General features: G+C 35.9%; 12 protein-coding genes. 10 read left to right on the top strand and 2 right to left on the bottom strand.

Annotation, left to right across the window (positions count from 1 at the left end):
- Window positions 1–2 precede the first annotated feature (2 nt).
- Window positions 3–707, bottom strand: coding sequence for a DNA polymerase III subunit epsilon (dnaQ, locus tag AAGD65_RS05780; protein WP_264374568.1), 705 nt, complete (start codon window positions 705–707; stop codon window positions 3–5).
- Window positions 707–1,366: a Tim44/TimA family putative adaptor protein gene (locus AAGD65_RS05775; RefSeq protein WP_264682610.1), complete on the bottom strand. Its 660-nt coding sequence runs from the start codon at window positions 1,364–1,366 to the stop codon at window positions 707–709. The genes dnaQ and AAGD65_RS05775 overlap by 1 nt, the downstream gene beginning before the upstream one ends.
- A gap of 164 nt (window positions 1,367–1,530) precedes the next feature.
- On the opposite strand from AAGD65_RS05775, the gene secB reads away from it, so the two are divergent.
- From secB to hemB, 10 genes are all read left to right on the top strand, one after another.
- Entirely contained in the window at window positions 1,531–2,034 is a 504-nt protein-coding gene (secB, locus tag AAGD65_RS05770; RefSeq protein ID WP_264682611.1) for a protein-export chaperone SecB, read from the top strand.
- A 6-nt stretch (window positions 2,035–2,040) separates the two neighbouring features.
- A complete protein-coding gene (gene acnA / locus AAGD65_RS05765) occupies window positions 2,041–4,644 on the top strand; it encodes an aconitate hydratase AcnA (protein WP_264682612.1) in 2,604 nt (867 codons plus the stop codon).
- A 127-nt stretch (window positions 4,645–4,771) separates the two neighbouring features.
- Window positions 4,772–7,912 carry a bifunctional proline dehydrogenase/L-glutamate gamma-semialdehyde dehydrogenase PutA gene (gene putA, locus AAGD65_RS05760; RefSeq protein WP_264682613.1) on the top strand — a complete coding sequence of 1,047 codons (3,141 nt, stop codon included), beginning with the start codon at window positions 4,772–4,774 and terminating at the stop codon, window positions 7,910–7,912.
- 166 nt (window positions 7,913–8,078) lie between these two features.
- On the top strand, window positions 8,079–8,720 hold the full coding sequence (locus AAGD65_RS05755) for a protocatechuate 3,4-dioxygenase (protein ID WP_064085711.1): 642 nt from the start codon (window positions 8,079–8,081) through the stop codon (window positions 8,718–8,720).
- A gap of 135 nt (window positions 8,721–8,855) precedes the next feature.
- Window positions 8,856–10,313, top strand: a complete 1,458-nt coding sequence (locus tag AAGD65_RS05750; protein WP_341810915.1) for a leucyl aminopeptidase — start codon at window positions 8,856–8,858, stop codon at window positions 10,311–10,313.
- 257 nt (window positions 10,314–10,570) lie between these two features.
- Window positions 10,571–10,783 (top strand): hypothetical protein, encoded by a 213-nt coding sequence (locus AAGD65_RS05745; RefSeq protein WP_006279675.1) that lies wholly within the window; start codon window positions 10,571–10,573, stop codon window positions 10,781–10,783.
- A 5-nt stretch (window positions 10,784–10,788) separates the two neighbouring features.
- Window positions 10,789–12,837: an NADH-quinone oxidoreductase subunit NuoG gene (gene nuoG / locus AAGD65_RS05740; protein ID WP_264682615.1), complete on the top strand. Its 2,049-nt coding sequence runs from the start codon at window positions 10,789–10,791 to the stop codon at window positions 12,835–12,837.
- Window positions 12,821–13,270 carry a hypothetical protein gene (locus tag AAGD65_RS05735; RefSeq protein ID WP_341810914.1) on the top strand — a complete coding sequence of 150 codons (450 nt, stop codon included), beginning with the start codon at window positions 12,821–12,823 and terminating at the stop codon, window positions 13,268–13,270. The genes nuoG and AAGD65_RS05735 overlap by 17 nt, the downstream gene beginning before the upstream one ends.
- A complete protein-coding gene (nuoH, locus tag AAGD65_RS05730; RefSeq protein ID WP_264682617.1) occupies window positions 13,254–14,279 on the top strand; it encodes an NADH-quinone oxidoreductase subunit NuoH in 1,026 nt (341 codons plus the stop codon). Before AAGD65_RS05735 ends, nuoH begins: the two co-directional genes overlap by 17 nt.
- Entirely contained in the window at window positions 14,272–15,270 is a 999-nt protein-coding gene (hemB, locus tag AAGD65_RS05725; protein WP_010404406.1) for a porphobilinogen synthase, read from the top strand. Before nuoH ends, hemB begins: the two co-directional genes overlap by 8 nt.
- The last annotated feature ends 348 nt before the right edge of the window (window positions 15,271–15,618 follow it).

The raw sequence follows: 15,618 nt of genomic DNA, 5'->3' as shown, positions 1-15,618 counted from the left end.
AACTAGTTGACTGATTCAACATATTCCTTCCAAAGTGGATTGTTAATTTTGTCTAACAGTTTCTTATGCTCATCAAATTCTTCACTACTTGGTGAGTGTTCTCTGCGAGCTAAATTTCGCACTTTGTGCTGGATAAACGTGGAGTTATTGTCCTGATCACATTCATTATTAAACAGAAAGGTTTGCAATCCTCCTGTAAGCTCAACATAGACCTTTGCAAGCAATTGAGCATCAACTAATGCTCCGTGTAACTCTCTACCTTCCAGCGATATATCAAAACGTTTACATAATGCATTTAAAGAAGCAGGTGACCCTATGAATTTTTTTCTTGCAAGTGGCAATGTATCTAGCACTCTATCTGAGGAAATTAACCTAGCATTTAACTTGCCTAATTCCATATTAAGGAACTTAACATCGAACTCAGCATTATGAATTACCAAAATGTCATTAGATATGAAGTCAAGAAATTCAAGTGTAACATCTGAAAATAGTGGTTTATCTTCCAAAAACTCCTCACTAATACCATGAATCTTAAATGAGTGGTAAGGTATATCTCTTTCTGGATTAAGATATCGATGAAATGTTTTACCTGTTGGAATACGATTAATTAATTCCACACATCCTATCTCAATAATTCGATGACCAGACTCAGTGTCAAGACCTGTAGTTTCAGTATCAAGTACTATTTCTCGTAGCCTACTTTCCATCAGTTGTCATTTGTTGTTAAATTTTTATCATTACTTGCCTTCTTATAGTTAATAGAAACAAGTAACCAAGTTGGGTCTGATGAATTAATATTTTTTTTGAATTGCCATACATCCTCAACTTTGTTAATGGTAGACATACTACCTGATATGATGTCTCCTTCATTATTCTTAACAAAGTTAATTTGCTCTGAAAGGAAATATACTGCAACAAATATTACGTTTTTTACTAGTTTTATTTCTAAGATCTTTTGTGAAACGATAGAAACAATTATAGACTCGTGTACCTCTTTACGATGTTTAATTTTGTCCACAAAGCTGTTATACAAATCTTTGTCCAGAAGGGATTTTAATTGAGGTAAATTTCCTTGGTTAAAATATTTAATTATTAATTCAAAAGCTATGTTTGAACCTTCGATAAAATTGGAAATAGAGAACTCTCTGTTTTTTTGTAATATTTGTTCATAAGTAGCTTCTATTGAACTTTTGTCATTGCTATAAATATAATCTTCGATATTTTCTACTACATCCTCTTTACTTTGACTTACATCCAATACACCTGTTAGCTTTTTTAGGTTGAGACTGGCTGATTTTCCTAAAGAATTATATAAGCGTGAAAAAATAAACGCCGCTAGTAAAGCATATATTACAAGCTCTATCATGGTAACTTAACCCCTTGGTATATAAAGTATCTAAATATTATTAATTTTTGATAAAAATATGTTTTGCATATTAGCCTATAGTTAGGTTTGCTATTCGTTTATAAATGAATATATTATATAAGAAAGTATTAAATATCTCAACTTAATTAAAGGAGAAGTAAGAAATGTTACAACACAAAATGAAAATTCATGGTCAGTATGTCAAAGATTTTTCGTTTGAGAATCCAAATTCGCCATTCCTTCCTTCTAGTAAAGCTCCTGATATTAATGTAATGGTTAATATTAATTCAGCAAAATTAGAAGGAACAGAAAATAAAAAAGGAATAAGTGAAGAAAAGCCTTTTCATGAAATTACTTTGCATATAGAAGCCAAAGCAACGGTAAAAGATGAAGATGTAAAAGATGATATAGCTTTCATTTGCGAGGTAAAGTATTGCGGTATTTTTTCAATAGAAAACTTTACAGAGCTAAGTGAAGAAGAGGTGAGACAAGCTTTATTTATTGGTGGACCTACTTTTCTTTTCCCTTTTGCAAGAGAAATAATTGCAAGAACTACAAGTAGTGGTGGGTTTCCTCCACTTATGCTAGATCCTATAGATTTTGAAACTATGTATCAGCAGCAAAGTCAACAACAAAAAAGTAGCGCTAGTAATTCCAATTTTAACTAATACAGGATGAACAATTCTTTAAATGCAAAGATGACTTTAAATATTGATGGAAGGTTATATAACTACTTTAACCTAAGTAACGCTGGTAAATTCTTAGGAGTAAATTTAACCAAATTGCCTTGTTCACTCAAGGTATTGCTTGAAAATTTATTGCGCAACGAAGATGGAGTAAGCGTTAAATTAGATGACATAAAGATATTAGCAAATTGCGTCAAGAAACACATTAATCACGAAATTAGCTACAAGCCAGCAAGGGTTTTGATGCAGGATTTCACAGGAGTTCCTGCTGTCGTTGACTTAGCTTCAATGCGTAATTATGTGAAGAAAAACGGAGGTAATCCAAGCAAAATAAATCCATCTGTAACTGTTGATCTTGTGATCGATCACTCTGTTCAAGTAGATAGTTACGGAAACACTTCTGCATTTGGTAAAAACGTTGCACTGGAAGTAAAAAGAAATTTGGAGAGATATCAATTCTTAAAATGGGGAGAGTCATCCTTCACAAATTTTAGAGTAGTGCCACCAGGTACTGGAATTTGCCATCAAGTAAACCTTGAGTATTTAGCGCAAGTTGTGTGTAATAATGATGGGGTCATATATCCTGACACTTTAGTTGGTACTGACAGTCACACTACAATGATTAACGGGTTATCAGTCCTTGGTTGGGGTGTTGGAGGCATAGAAGCTGAGTCTGTGATGCTTGGTCAACCAATTAGTATGGTAATTCCAGAAGTAGTAGGGTTTAAATTAATAGGAAGACTTTCAGAGGGAGTAACAGCAACTGATCTAGTGCTAACGATTACTAATATCCTGAGAACAAAAGGCGTTGTTGGCAGATTTGTGGAATTTTATGGTGATGGCTTAGATTGTTTATCTTTGGCAGATAGAGCAACCATAGCTAATATGGCTCCAGAGTATGGTGCAACTTGTGGATTCTTTCCAATTGATCAGAAGACACTAGATTATTTAAACTTAACCGGAAGGCCAAAAGAGTTGGTTAAATTGGTTGAAGTCTATGCAAAAGAACAAGGGCTGTGGCGTAGTAATGACGAATTGGCGTTCTTTGACACACTGGAGCTTGATTTATCGAGCGTAGAGCCAGTAATGGCCGGTCCAAAAAGACCGCAAGATAAGGTTTTTCTTTCGCAAGTGGCAGAATCTTTTTCTAAATCATTTCCAGTTAATGAGTCAGAGGAAAGCGATAAACTCCAAGATGGAAGTGTAGTTATTGCAGCAATAACAAGCTGCACTAATACTTCAAACCCAAGTGTAATGATTGCTGCTGGACTTGTAGCGCGTAATGCAGTCAACCTTGGATTAAAATCAAAGCCTTGGGTTAAAACTTCTCTTGCTCCAGGGTCACAAGTTGTAACAGAATATTTAGAAAAGTCAGGGTTACAGGAAGATCTAAATGCTTTGGGTTTTAATTTGGTTGGGTATGGCTGTACAACTTGTATTGGAAACTCCGGTCCGCTTAATGAAGATATAGAAAGTGATATTAAGGATAAAAACTTGACTGTTGCAGCAGTTTTATCCGGTAATCGTAACTTTGAAGGAAGAATCCATCCTTTAGTCAAAGCTAATTACTTGGCATCTCCGCCACTTATTGTTGCATATGCACTTGCAGGTACTGTACAAATTGACCTGACAAAAGATCCTATATGCAAAGATAAGAATGGAAGTGATGTTTATCTCAAAGATATATGGCCAACAAATAGTGAAGTTGAGAGCTGTGTTAAAAGTGTTGTGACGCGTGAAATGTTCATACAAAAGTATAAGGATGTTTTTTCTGGTGATGAGCATTGGCAAAAGATAAAGTGTGAGAAAAGTGAAATCTATGATTGGGACGCGAAAAGCACTTATATACAAAACCCTCCCTATTTTGATAATTTATCGACTAAGAACAATAAAAGCAACATAGTTGATATAAAGAATGCGCAAATACTAGCGATGTTTGGCGATAGCGTCACTACCGACCACATTTCCCCTGCTGGAAATATTGCCTCAAATAGTCCTGCAGGCATATATTTAAAAGGTCTTGGAGTTGAACCGCAAGATTTCAATTCATATGGATCTCGCCGCGGTAACCACAACGTAATGATGCGTGGAACCTTTGCTAATATCAGAATAAGAAATAAAATGGTGAGCGCTGAGGGTGGCTATACAAAACATATTCCTTCTCAAGAAACTATGTCAATTTTTGATGCAGCAATGCAATATAAAAGAGAAGCTGTTCCATTAGTTGTCATTGCAGGAAAAGAATATGGTACGGGTTCAAGTAGGGATTGGGCAGCAAAGGGTACTGCATTGCTGGGAATTAAAGCTGTGATTGCAGAAAGTTTTGAACGCATACATAGGTCCAATTTGGTCGGTATGGGTGTTCTTCCACTTGCATTTCAGGATGGAGTAACGAGAAAGATATTTGATGGTAGTGAGATAGTGAGCATAAAAGGTGAAGTAGTACCAAATGGAAATCTAGAATGTATCATTAAAAGAAAGGATGATTCAGAGCAATCCATTCAACTCAAGTGCTGTGTACAAACTGCAACTGAGGTTAAGTACTTGATTAGTGGTGGAGTGTTGAGCTATATACTTGCGCAGTCCTTTTGAGCTATCACAGTCATCAACTAGGTTTTTTGAATCGATTCTGGCTCTTTATTTAAATAGTAATTTATTCGATGTAAAGTTATGATATAATCTTATCTTATATATGGTAAAGGGTGTTTTGTAGATAATTATGATCAGTTCTATACAAGAACCTAACACATTACGAAAACGATTGCAGGCATTTTATCGTGCTGATGAAAAAAGTCACGTACGCTATCTTGTAGAAAAATCAGAACTTTCGGCTGATTCAAAAAACATAATTTACAATATTGCAAAACAAATTGTCGAAAAGATTAGAGGTAGTAAATTAGGCATTATAGATTCTTTTATACAACAGTACTCACTTTCTAACGAAGAAGGAGTAGCGCTAATGTGTCTTGCTGAATCATTACTTAGAATACCAGACGATTACACAATAGATGAATTGATCAAAGATAAAATTGCCAACCAAGAATGGAATAAACACCTGGGGCGTTCCTCTTCATTGTTTGTTAATGCTTCTACATGGAGTTTAATTATAGGAAGCAGTATATTGAGAAACAATGAAGAGGATTCAAAATTCTATCACATAATTTCCAGGTTATTGAAAAATTTAGGAGAGCCAATAATCCGCAAAGCGGTGAAACAAGCAATATCCATTCTTGGCAAGCATTTTATTGTTGGAGAAACTATAGAAAAAGCATTGGAAAGTGTGAAATCAGATGACTACAGTAAGTATTTATGCTCTTTTGATATGCTTGGTGAATCTGCTTGCACAGTTGAGGATGCGGAAGAGTATTTTAATTTATACATGCATGCAATAAAAGCCATAGGTGAATCTGCTGACATAAATGATTGCTTTAAATCTCAAGGGGTTTCAATCAAATTGTCTTCACTGCACTCACGTTATGAATTTAGCCAATTTGGTAATATAGCTGAAGAGCTGAGAGCTAAGTTGCTGGAACTGTGTCATGAAGCGAAGAAATATAACATTTCACTTTGTATAGATGCAGAAGAATCAGAAAGACTTGAGATGTCATTAGTTTTATTTGAGCAATTGCGTCTTGATGATTCACTTTCTAAGTGGGAGGGGCTTGGCTTGGCTGTGCAAGCGTATCAAAAACGTGCTTTATCTGTTCTTGATTTTGTTGAAGATGTTGCCATTCGATCAAAGCATAAAATTATGGTGAGGCTTGTAAAAGGAGCATATTGGGACTCAGAAATCAAGCGCACACAAGAATTAGGGTTAATTGGTTATCCGGTGTTTACTAGAAAAAGCCACACAGATGTATGCTATCTTGCCTGTGCGCAGAAACTTTTAAGCAAAGAGAATCACTTTTATCCATGTTTTGGAACTCATAATGCTTATACTTTTGCTACTATAATAGAGCTTGCCGATAAAAATCATCCTGGGTTTGAGTTTCAGCGCTTACATGGAATGGGTAAAAGTTTGTATGATTATGCAATTTCAGAACTTGCAACAAGCATCAATTGTCGTATATATGCACCGGTTGGTAAACATAGTGATTTATTACCATATCTTATTAGGCGCCTTCTTGAAAATGGAGCTAATAGCTCGTTTGTCAATCAAGTAAATGATTCTGACGTTAAAATTGAAGAATTAGTCTCAGATCCATTAGAAAAAGCTAAAAGCTTAGAATATGAGCCTCATCCAAGCATCCCGTTGCCAAGAGATATTTTTGGAGAGGAAAGAAAAAACTCCTTGGGGATGGATATTAGCGATTCAATTGCAGTTTCACAATTTGCAAATGATATAAGGGAATTTAGTGAAAAGAAATGGCAAGTTGGCCCAATAATTGATGGAGAGTCGTTTCTTGACAGTGCGGAATTTACCGAAGTAGTGAATCCTGCACATTTGGAAAATGTAATTGGAGAAGTGTCAAGTGCAACAAGTGCTCAGGCTTTAAATGCTCTTGAAATAGCACATAGTGCTTTTACTAAGTGGCAGAATGTTTCAGCAGAAGAGCGCGCTAAATGCCTTGAAAAAGCTGCAGATTTGCTTGAGGAAAGGATGAAAGAGTTAATTTATATTCTGATTGTAGAAGCAGGAAAAATTTTATCCGATGCAATAGCAGAAGTAAGAGAGGCAATCGACTTTTTGCGCTATTATGCAATGATAGCAAAAAATGAACTGAATGACTGGAAAAAATTGCCAGGTCCAACAGGTGAAGATAACTTCATCTTTTTTGAAGGCAGAGGAGTTTTCTTATGCATATCACCGTGGAATTTTCCACTCGCTATCTTCATTGGACAGGTTTCAGCTGCACTTGCAGCAGGTAATGCAGTGCTGGCAAAACCGGCAGAGCAAACGCCGATTATTGCCTGTGAAGCCGTTAAGATACTACACGAAGCTGGAATACCAAAAAATGTGCTACACCTTATTCCAGGGGATGGTTGGTATTTAGGTAAAACATTAGTGCCAGATAATAGAATTTCCGGTGTAGCTTTTACTGGTTCAACACAAACTGCTCAAATAATTAATCGAATGCTTGCTAGTAGAGATGGTCCTATTGTGCCACTTATCGCTGAGACTGGTGGATTAAATGCTATGATTGTTGATAGTTCTGCTCTTTTAGAGCAGGTAACTAAGGATGTTTTAATTTCTGCATTTCGCAGTGGCGGTCAACGTTGTTCTGCTCTCAGAGTGCTATTTATTCAAGAAGATATAGCAGAAAAACAAATAAAAATGATATGCAATGCAGCTCAAGAACTAAAGATAGGTGACCCAATACAACTGAGCACAGATATTGGTCCAATAATTGACAAAGCATCTATTGATATGCTCACTAAACATACGGAAAAGATATCAAGGGATGAAGATTCAAACCTTTTGTCCAAGGTACCCATGGATACAAATTCTTATAATGGTTATTTCTTTCCTCCGTACATTTATGAGATACAAAAAATTTCGCAATTAAAGCAAGAAGTGTTTGGGCCTATTTTACATATCATACGTTTTAATAAGTCGCAGTTAAATGAAGTTATAAGTGATATAAACAATACAGGATATGGACTTACGTTTTCTTTGCAAAGCCGTGTACAAAGTCAGATCGATTTAATAAGCAAGAAAATATCAGTTGGAAATGTATACATCAATCGCAATCAAATAGGTGCAGCAGTTGGAATACAACCATTTGGCGGTAGAGGACTGTCAGGTACCGGACCAAAAGCTGGTGGTCCTAATTATCTGCAACGTTTTTCTATAGAAAAGGTTGTAAGTGTCAACACTACAGCATGTGGCGGTAACATTACACTTGCGTGTTTGGATTGATTTGCAATTTCTAAATTGGAAGTCCGTGCAGTTGTGTATGCAGTACTAAAACCTAAAACTCATACACTGAAAGGATAGTTGTGATTCTAAGGAGGCTTCAAAGAAAGTCTTGTCTTTAATAAAAGAAAAAGGTTGCTATAATTCTGATAAAAGCACTATAAACAAAATGAATGTAAAAAATATCTTATTAGCGTTTTTAGTACAGTTTATATTCGATTTGTCATTATTTGCAGCTGATCCTATTTTGCTTAATTGTATTGAAACTCCAGGGATTTATGATCTTGAAACAAGGCCAAAAAGCTTTAACTCTTCAAATAATTTAAGAAGAAAACCTGGCTCTCCAAATAATGCAGCAGGAGAATTAATAAATGTAGTGGGTAGAGTTACTGATGTAAATTGCTTACCGATACAAAATGCTGTGGTTTCTATATGGCACGCAGACTCACTTGGCATGAGCTATTATGATGAAAATGTGGAGCTTGATCCAAATTTTGCTGGATCAGGAAGATTTGTAGTAAATAACCTTGGCTATTATAATTTTATTACAATAGTACCAGGTAAAATTGGTGATAGGGCTCCACACATCAACTTTTTGGTCCAACATCCAGATTTTCCAGAATTCACAACACAAATGTTTTTTGCTGATCATAATTGCGATAACTGTGATGATCTTCTTCTTGGTAATCTTATTGAGAGTGGACTTGCAAGCCTTCTGATAGCACCATTTACTTATAACAATCAGGCCATGAAGACCTACACATTTAATATAACCCTAGGTGGGCATAACAAATTTTCTGATAAAAGATAAAGCCCTTGCATATCAGGGGAGTTCATAGTAGTCTTAAGCGCTATTGTACTTAAAATGTATATGAAAAATATCTTACTAATGTTTTTACTATGTTTTATGTGCAGCTTACAATTATTTGCAACGGAGATGTCAACGATGAAGATAACAATTTCTAAAGCTTTACCCGATTTTGAGACGCTAGTGGTAGGTTTGTTTGAGGGTGATAAGTTTATAACTAATGTTCTACAAGATAAGCAAGCTATAGATAACATCAAGAAATTTAGTGGTTTTAATGGAGGTTTTGGTGAATTTTTCTCCATTACTTCATCAGAGGGAAAAAATATTATAGTTGCTGGTCTTGGAATGAGAGATGAATGGGATGAAAGCAAAGGATTAAATATTGGTGGTAAAATATATTGTGAGCTAAGCAGATTAAGAATCAAGCGAGCGGCAATCTCAATCGAAGGCAATGCAGCAAATGTTGCATACGGTGCATTTTTGCGCAGTTTTAAATTTGATAAGTATAAAACCAAAAAGGATGAAAAAGTTACAGAAGTAGAGGAGATCACAGTGCTAACGAAAGATGAGCAATTCAGTAGTGCTGAAAAATCATTTGAGCGTTTAAGACAAGAAGGTGAAGGCATATTTCTTGCACGTACTCTTACCATTGAACCACCTAATGTTTTATATCCAGAATCCTATGCTGATTATATAAAAACCGAGCTTACTAAGCTTGGCCTTGAAATCGAAGTGCTTGGTAAGAAACAGATGGAAGAGAAAAAAATGGGAGCATTGCTTGGGGTAGCACAGGGAAGTAGTAAAGAGCCAAAATTAGTAGTGATCAAATGGAATGGAGCTTCCAAGGAACAAAAGCCTGTAGCTTTTATGGGTAAAGGCATAACGTTTGATACTGGTGGAGTGTCACTCAAGCCTTCGCGTGGCATGGAGTCAATGAAATATGACATGGCGGGTTCTGCTACTGTGGTTGGGGTGATGCGTACTCTAGCTGGACGAAAAGCAAAGGTAAATGCAGTTGGTGTAGTTGCACTTGCAGAAAATGCAGTGGACGGTAATGCTCAAAGACCAAGTGATGTAGTAACTTCGATGTCTGGACAGACGATAGAAGTGTTGAACACTGATGCAGAAGGAAGGCTCATACTTGCAGATGCTTTGTGGTATACGCAAGACAGATTCTCACCTAAATTTATGGTTGATCTTGCAACTTTAACTGGTGCTATAGTGGTTGCGCTTGGAAATAATGAATATGCTGGTCTTTTTTCAAATAACGATGAATTAGCAAATCATCTGATTGATGCAGGAAATGAAGTAAATGAAAAATTATGGCGCTTTCCTATGAATGAAACTTATAACAAAATTATTGATTCGCCGATTGCTGATGTGCAAAATATAGCTCCTGCAGGTTCTGGTGGAGATAGTATAATGGCTGCACAGTTTCTACAGCGTTTTGTAAACGACACTTGTTGGGCACATTTAGACATTGCAGGCACTGCTTGGCACGAAAAAGGCACTGATATTTCTCCAAGAGGGGCAGTAGGTTTCGGTGTAAGGTTGCTAAATAAGTTGGTTGAGAAGTACTATGAGATTAATAATTAAGGATCTTTGTATTGAGTTTATAGCTTAATTTACGGCTACATGAATGTCTATTTATAAGACGTAGAAAATGATATCATCAAAGTAACTTACATTTTCTTTTTTGGGGATTCTAAAGTTACACACTTGAGCAGCATCAAGAGAAAGTATTTTGTTCAAATGATGATTGTAATGATGGACTATTAAAACTTTAAAGCTATTTAGCATTGACGGTGTATACTTAAGTGTTAAAATAAAATAAGAAGTTTTTAGGAGTTTATATGGCAGCAGGTGGGAAAGCAAAGACAGCTAGTAAAAATAACCCTACTCAGCGTAAGAAAGCCGAGCAAAAAATGTATAAAGATAAACCGGTAAAACCTGTTAGATATATAGATCGTGATTCGCGCATGAATTATATGTCTGCTCAATATGACAACGGCAATCTGGTTGAAGATGAGGTGAGCGGCAATCCTATAAAGTGGGAAGCTGTATAATAGTTGTGGTTAAAGTTACTATTAATTCTAAGGAATGTGAAGTAGAGCATGGGCTCACTATAATTCAAGCTTGTGAAGTTGTGGGCGTTGAAATTCCACGTTTTTGTTATCATGAGCGTTTAGCAATTGCTGGTAACTGTAGAATGTGTTTGGTTGAAGTGGAGGGTGGACCTCCAAAACCAGTAGCCTCTTGTGCAATGCCAGTTGCAGAAGGGATGGTTATTCACACTGATACCCCTAAGGTTAAAAAAGCACGTGAAGGTGTGCTTGAGTTTTTGCTAATTAACCACCCGCTTGATTGCCCAATTTGCGATCAAGGTGGTGAATGCGATTTGCAAGATATCACGATGGCTTATGGGAAAGGAACCAGCAGACTTGATGAGCATAAAAGAGCTGTGCCAAAAAAACATTTTGGTCCACTGATTGGAACTGCAATGAATAGATGCATTCATTGTACTCGATGTGTTAGATTTTTGTCTGATGTTGCAGGTACAAATGAACTTGGAGGAATCGGAAGGGGAGAAAATGTAGAGATTAGCACTTACATAAAAAGGCATATTAGTTCTGAATTATCTGGAAATATCATAGATCTCTGCCCGGTAGGGGCTTTAACTTCAAAGCCTTACTCCTTTACAGCGCGTCCATGGGAGCTATCACATTGTGAGACTATAGATGTGCTAGATGCTGTGGGAAGTAATATTAGAGTTGATTGTCGTGGTCCTGAAGTTATGCGAATATTGCCAAGACTCAATGAAGAAGTGAACGAAGAATGGATATCAGATAAAACCCGTTTTGCCTATGATGGACTAAAAGTTCAGCGTCTTGATCAACCTTATGTAAAAAAAGATGGTAAATTAGCCCCAGTTGATTGGAATGAAGCACTAACTGTTGCTGCAAAGAAATTAAAGAGTACGAAATCAAACAAAATAGCTGCAATTGCAGGTGATTTAGCAGATTGTGAGTCTATGCTTCTACTCAAAGAAGTGATGCAGAAGCTTGGTTCGGGGAATATAGACTGCAGGCAAGATGGTGCAAATCTTATATCAAGTAATCGTGGATCTTATGTGTTCAATACCACTATTCAGGGTATAGAAAGTGCAGATTTATGCTTGCTAATCAATACGAATCCAAGGATAGAAGCACCAATCATTAATGCAAGATTGAGAAAGAGATATTTACAAGGCAATTTTCCTATTGCAAGCATTGGCCCTAACGTTGAGTATTTATACCATGTTGAGAGGTTAGGCAATAACCCAAATATCTTAGACGAAATAGCAAAAGGAAATCATAAATTTTGCAAGCTGCTGAGTGTTGCCTCAAATCCGATGCTCATCATCGGTCAAGATGCATTAGTAAGAGATGATTCTGAATCAATTTTAGCGCTAACTGGCAAAATTGCAGAAAAATTTAACATGATCAGAGATAACTGGAATGGCTTTAACGTACTGCATAAGGCTGCAGCAAGGGTTGGTGGACTCGATATTGGATTTGTTCCTAGCAAAGGTGGAAAAGACATTAATCAGATGCTAAAACAGGCAGAAAGTGGCGAGGTGGAAGTTGTTTATCTTCTTGGTGCAGATGAAATTGATACATCAAAATTAGAAAATACATTTGTAATTTATCAAGGCCACCATGGTGATAGGGGAGCGCATATAGCAGATGTCATTCTACCTGGAGCTGCATACACAGAAAAATATGCAACTTATGTAAATACTGAAGGGCGAGTACAGAGAACAAATTTAGCTGTTTTTCCTCCTGGTGAAGCAAAGGAAGATTGGTTGATTATAAAAAATTTATCCCAATATTTGGGCCTTTCCTTACTATACGATAATTTATTTGATGTGAGGAAGAAATTATACACTATTGGTCCACAGTTTAGAGATGCTGACCAAGTGGTGAAAAACAAATGGGTACCAATTACCTGTGATGAAATAAAATTAAGTAATATCTCTTTCACTCTAAAAAAGTGTAATTTTTATATGACAGACTCAATAAGTCGCGCTTCAAAAATAATGGCAGATTGTACTAAGGATTTTTATGAACACTCTACTTAATATTTTATTTATTCTAACACCATTATTACTAATAACTCTGGTATATTTTCAACGAAAATTAAACTCTATATTTTTGTGTAAAGAACAAAATACATTAGAAAAACAGTTCGTTTATAAGCTAGTTGATTTTATCAATGATATTATTGCACTATTTACGGAAGGATATGTATGGATGGCAATAACATTTATTATAGTTACCGAGGGAAGAGGGAATTATTTGCCTCTTACAATGATCTTAATTATGATGTCACTAGTGTCATTCATATGCATATCATTTTACTATTCTATTAAGCTAAATGCTGTACAGAAAAGTGTTGTCCTATTGATTTCAATATGGACATTGTCTTTTGTGTCTAGAGCATTTGCTGTATTTTTTATTGCCACAATTATGAACTATTTTTTTGATTTAGGGTTGCATGTACTTGATATTTGATATTCTTTTTCTTCTTATTCCACTTTTGCTTTCAGTAGCATATTTAGTGTACTTTGAGCGTAAAGTTATTGGTGCAATTCAACTAAGGCATGGTCCAAGTGTAGTAGGGCCATTTGGTCTACTACAGCCATTTGCAGATGCTATCAAATTGATAATTAAAGAGCCGATAATACCATTTAGAGCAAACACCATACTGTTTATTATGGCTCCAATGCTCACCTTTATTTTAGCATTAATTTCCTGGGCAGTTATACCATTTGGAGCTGAAATAATTACAGAAAATGGACAGCAGGTAATAATCCCTAAGGTAATAGCAAATATTAATGTTGGAGTGCTTTATGTGCTAGCTATATCCTCTTTGGGAATATATGGCATTATTATTGCAGGCTGGTCTAGTAATTCTAATTATGCATTTCTTGGCGCTATAAGGTCAGCTGCTCAAATGATTTCATATGAAGTTTCAATAGGTCTAATAGTTGCTACAGTTGTTATTACAACTGGCACATTAAATCTTGGAGAGATGGTGGTAGCGAAACATAATATGCCATTTTGGATTGATTTATTACTAATTCCTATAGGAATAATATTTTTTATTTCTTTGCTTGCCGAAACTAATCGTCACCCATTTGACTTACCAGAAGCTGAAGCAGAGCTCGTCTCTGGGTATAACGTCGAGTATTCATCAATGCCTTTTGCTCTCTTTTTCTTGGGAGAATATGCAAATATGATTTTAGCAAGCGCTATGATGACAATATTCTTTCTAGGAGGGTGGTATCCTCCATTAGAGCTTAGTTTGCTGTATAAAATTCCTAGTTTAATCTGGTTTGTTTTGAAGATAGTTGTACTTTTGTTTATATTTGTTTGGATTAGAGCTACAATACCTCGTTATCGTTATGATCAATTAATGCGTCTTGGTTGGAAAGTATTTTTGCCAATATCGGTACTTTGGGTAATACTCATTTCAGGAGTGTTGCTTTTTACTGGGAATTTGCCTGGATCCAATGTTTAATTTCCCAAATACAAGGTTAAGGCGTAGGCGCTCAGGCAAGTGGATTCGCAATTTAACAAGTGAAAGCACTTTATCAGTAAATGATTTGATTTTTCCCTTATTTGTTCATGACGGAGAAGAAACAATTGAGCCAATTTCTGGCTTACCTGATATCAAATGTTATTCAATAGATGGATTAATTTCTATAATTCAGAAAGCTAAGGACTCGGGGATTAATGCTGTTGCAATTTTTCCTGTAGTTGATAGTAAACTAAAATCTGAAAACGCCGAGGAAGCGTACAATCCTGACAATTTAATCTGTAAAGCAATTTGTGCTGTAAAATCAAATGTACCGGATATTGGCATTATTGCAGACATTGCACTAGACCCATACACTACTCACGGTCATGATGGCATTTTAAAAAGCAGTAGGATAGATGTAGAAAATGACGAGACTGTGTCAGCATTATGTAAGCAAGCACTTGTTTTAGCAAAAGCAGGATGCGATATAGTTGCTCCTTCTGATATGATGGATGGCAGGATAGGAAAAATAAGAAAAACATTGGATGATAATAACTTTCAGAATGTGTCAATATTGTCCTATGCAGTAAAGTACTGTTCTAGCTTCTATGCGCCGTTCAGGCAAGTTGTCGGTTCGTGCGCATCATCAAATTTCATCGACAAAAGTGGTTATCAAATGGATTATAGAAATGCACGTGAAGCAATCTGCGAAATCGAAATGGATATAGATGAAGGTGCAGATTTTATTATGATAAAGCCGGGTATGCCATACTTAGATGTAATAAAAACAGCAAGTGAAAAGTTTAATTTTCCGATTTTTGCTTACCAAGTAAGCGGTGAATACGCAATGATAAAAGCTGCAGCAAATAATGGCTGGCTGGATTATAACAGAGTGATTTATGAGTCCTTAATTGGTTTTAAACGTGCAGGTGCAAGTGCAATATTTACCTATGCTGCACTTGATGTTGCAAAAAATTTGGTATCTACTTAGCAGTGTGGAACATCTAAGTAGGTAGCTGGCCGAAGTGACTTGACAAACCTTCCCACTTTCCTTATCATATCAATAAGAGTATTTATCCTTGTTTTTAATCTCTGCAGATTTAACAACAAAAATTCAGTAAAAAACTCAGGTATTTATTGGCAAATTACATAAAATTATAGCGGCTTTTTTTATTTTTTCTACATTCAGCCAAATCGCGCTTGTTAGCACATTATTACAATGCCAATTTAAATTATTATAGGGTCAAAACTCGTTACACGGGGATTTTTTGCCTTTTTTTTATTTGGTAAATTTTTTAATATTTATAGCTAAAATTTCAGGATATCATTCCACTGCTTG

Source organism: Wolbachia endosymbiont (group B) of Chesias legatella, from assembly GCF_964026945.1.
Taxonomy (GTDB): Bacteria; Pseudomonadota; Alphaproteobacteria; order Rickettsiales; family Anaplasmataceae; genus Wolbachia.
This window is presented reverse-complemented; position numbering and strand designations above follow the sequence as displayed.

Excerpts from the sequence above, each read along its gene's own strand:
- AAGD65_RS05775 (WP_264682610.1), bottom strand. The coding sequence starts at position 1,366 with ATGATAGAGCTTGTAATATATGCTTTACTAGCGGCGTTTATTTTTTCA.
- dnaQ (WP_264374568.1), bottom strand. The coding sequence starts at position 707 with ATGGAAAGTAGGCTACGAGAAATAGTACTTGATACTGAAACTACAGGT.
- AAGD65_RS05735 (WP_341810914.1), top strand. The coding sequence starts at position 12,821 with ATGAACACTCTACTTAATATTTTATTTATTCTAACACCATTATTACTA.
- putA (WP_264682613.1), top strand. The coding sequence starts at position 4,772 with ATGATCAGTTCTATACAAGAACCTAACACATTACGAAAACGATTGCAG.
- AAGD65_RS05750 (WP_341810915.1), top strand. The coding sequence starts at position 8,856 with ATGAAGATAACAATTTCTAAAGCTTTACCCGATTTTGAGACGCTAGTG.
- secB (WP_264682611.1), top strand. The coding sequence starts at position 1,531 with ATGTTACAACACAAAATGAAAATTCATGGTCAGTATGTCAAAGATTTT.
- acnA (WP_264682612.1), top strand. The coding sequence starts at position 2,041 with ATGAACAATTCTTTAAATGCAAAGATGACTTTAAATATTGATGGAAGG.
- AAGD65_RS05745 (WP_006279675.1), top strand. The coding sequence starts at position 10,571 with ATGGCAGCAGGTGGGAAAGCAAAGACAGCTAGTAAAAATAACCCTACT.
- AAGD65_RS05755 (WP_064085711.1), top strand. The coding sequence starts at position 8,079 with ATGAATGTAAAAAATATCTTATTAGCGTTTTTAGTACAGTTTATATTC.
- nuoH (WP_264682617.1), top strand. The coding sequence starts at position 13,254 with ATGTACTTGATATTTGATATTCTTTTTCTTCTTATTCCACTTTTGCTT.
- hemB (WP_010404406.1), top strand. The coding sequence starts at position 14,272 with ATGTTTAATTTCCCAAATACAAGGTTAAGGCGTAGGCGCTCAGGCAAG.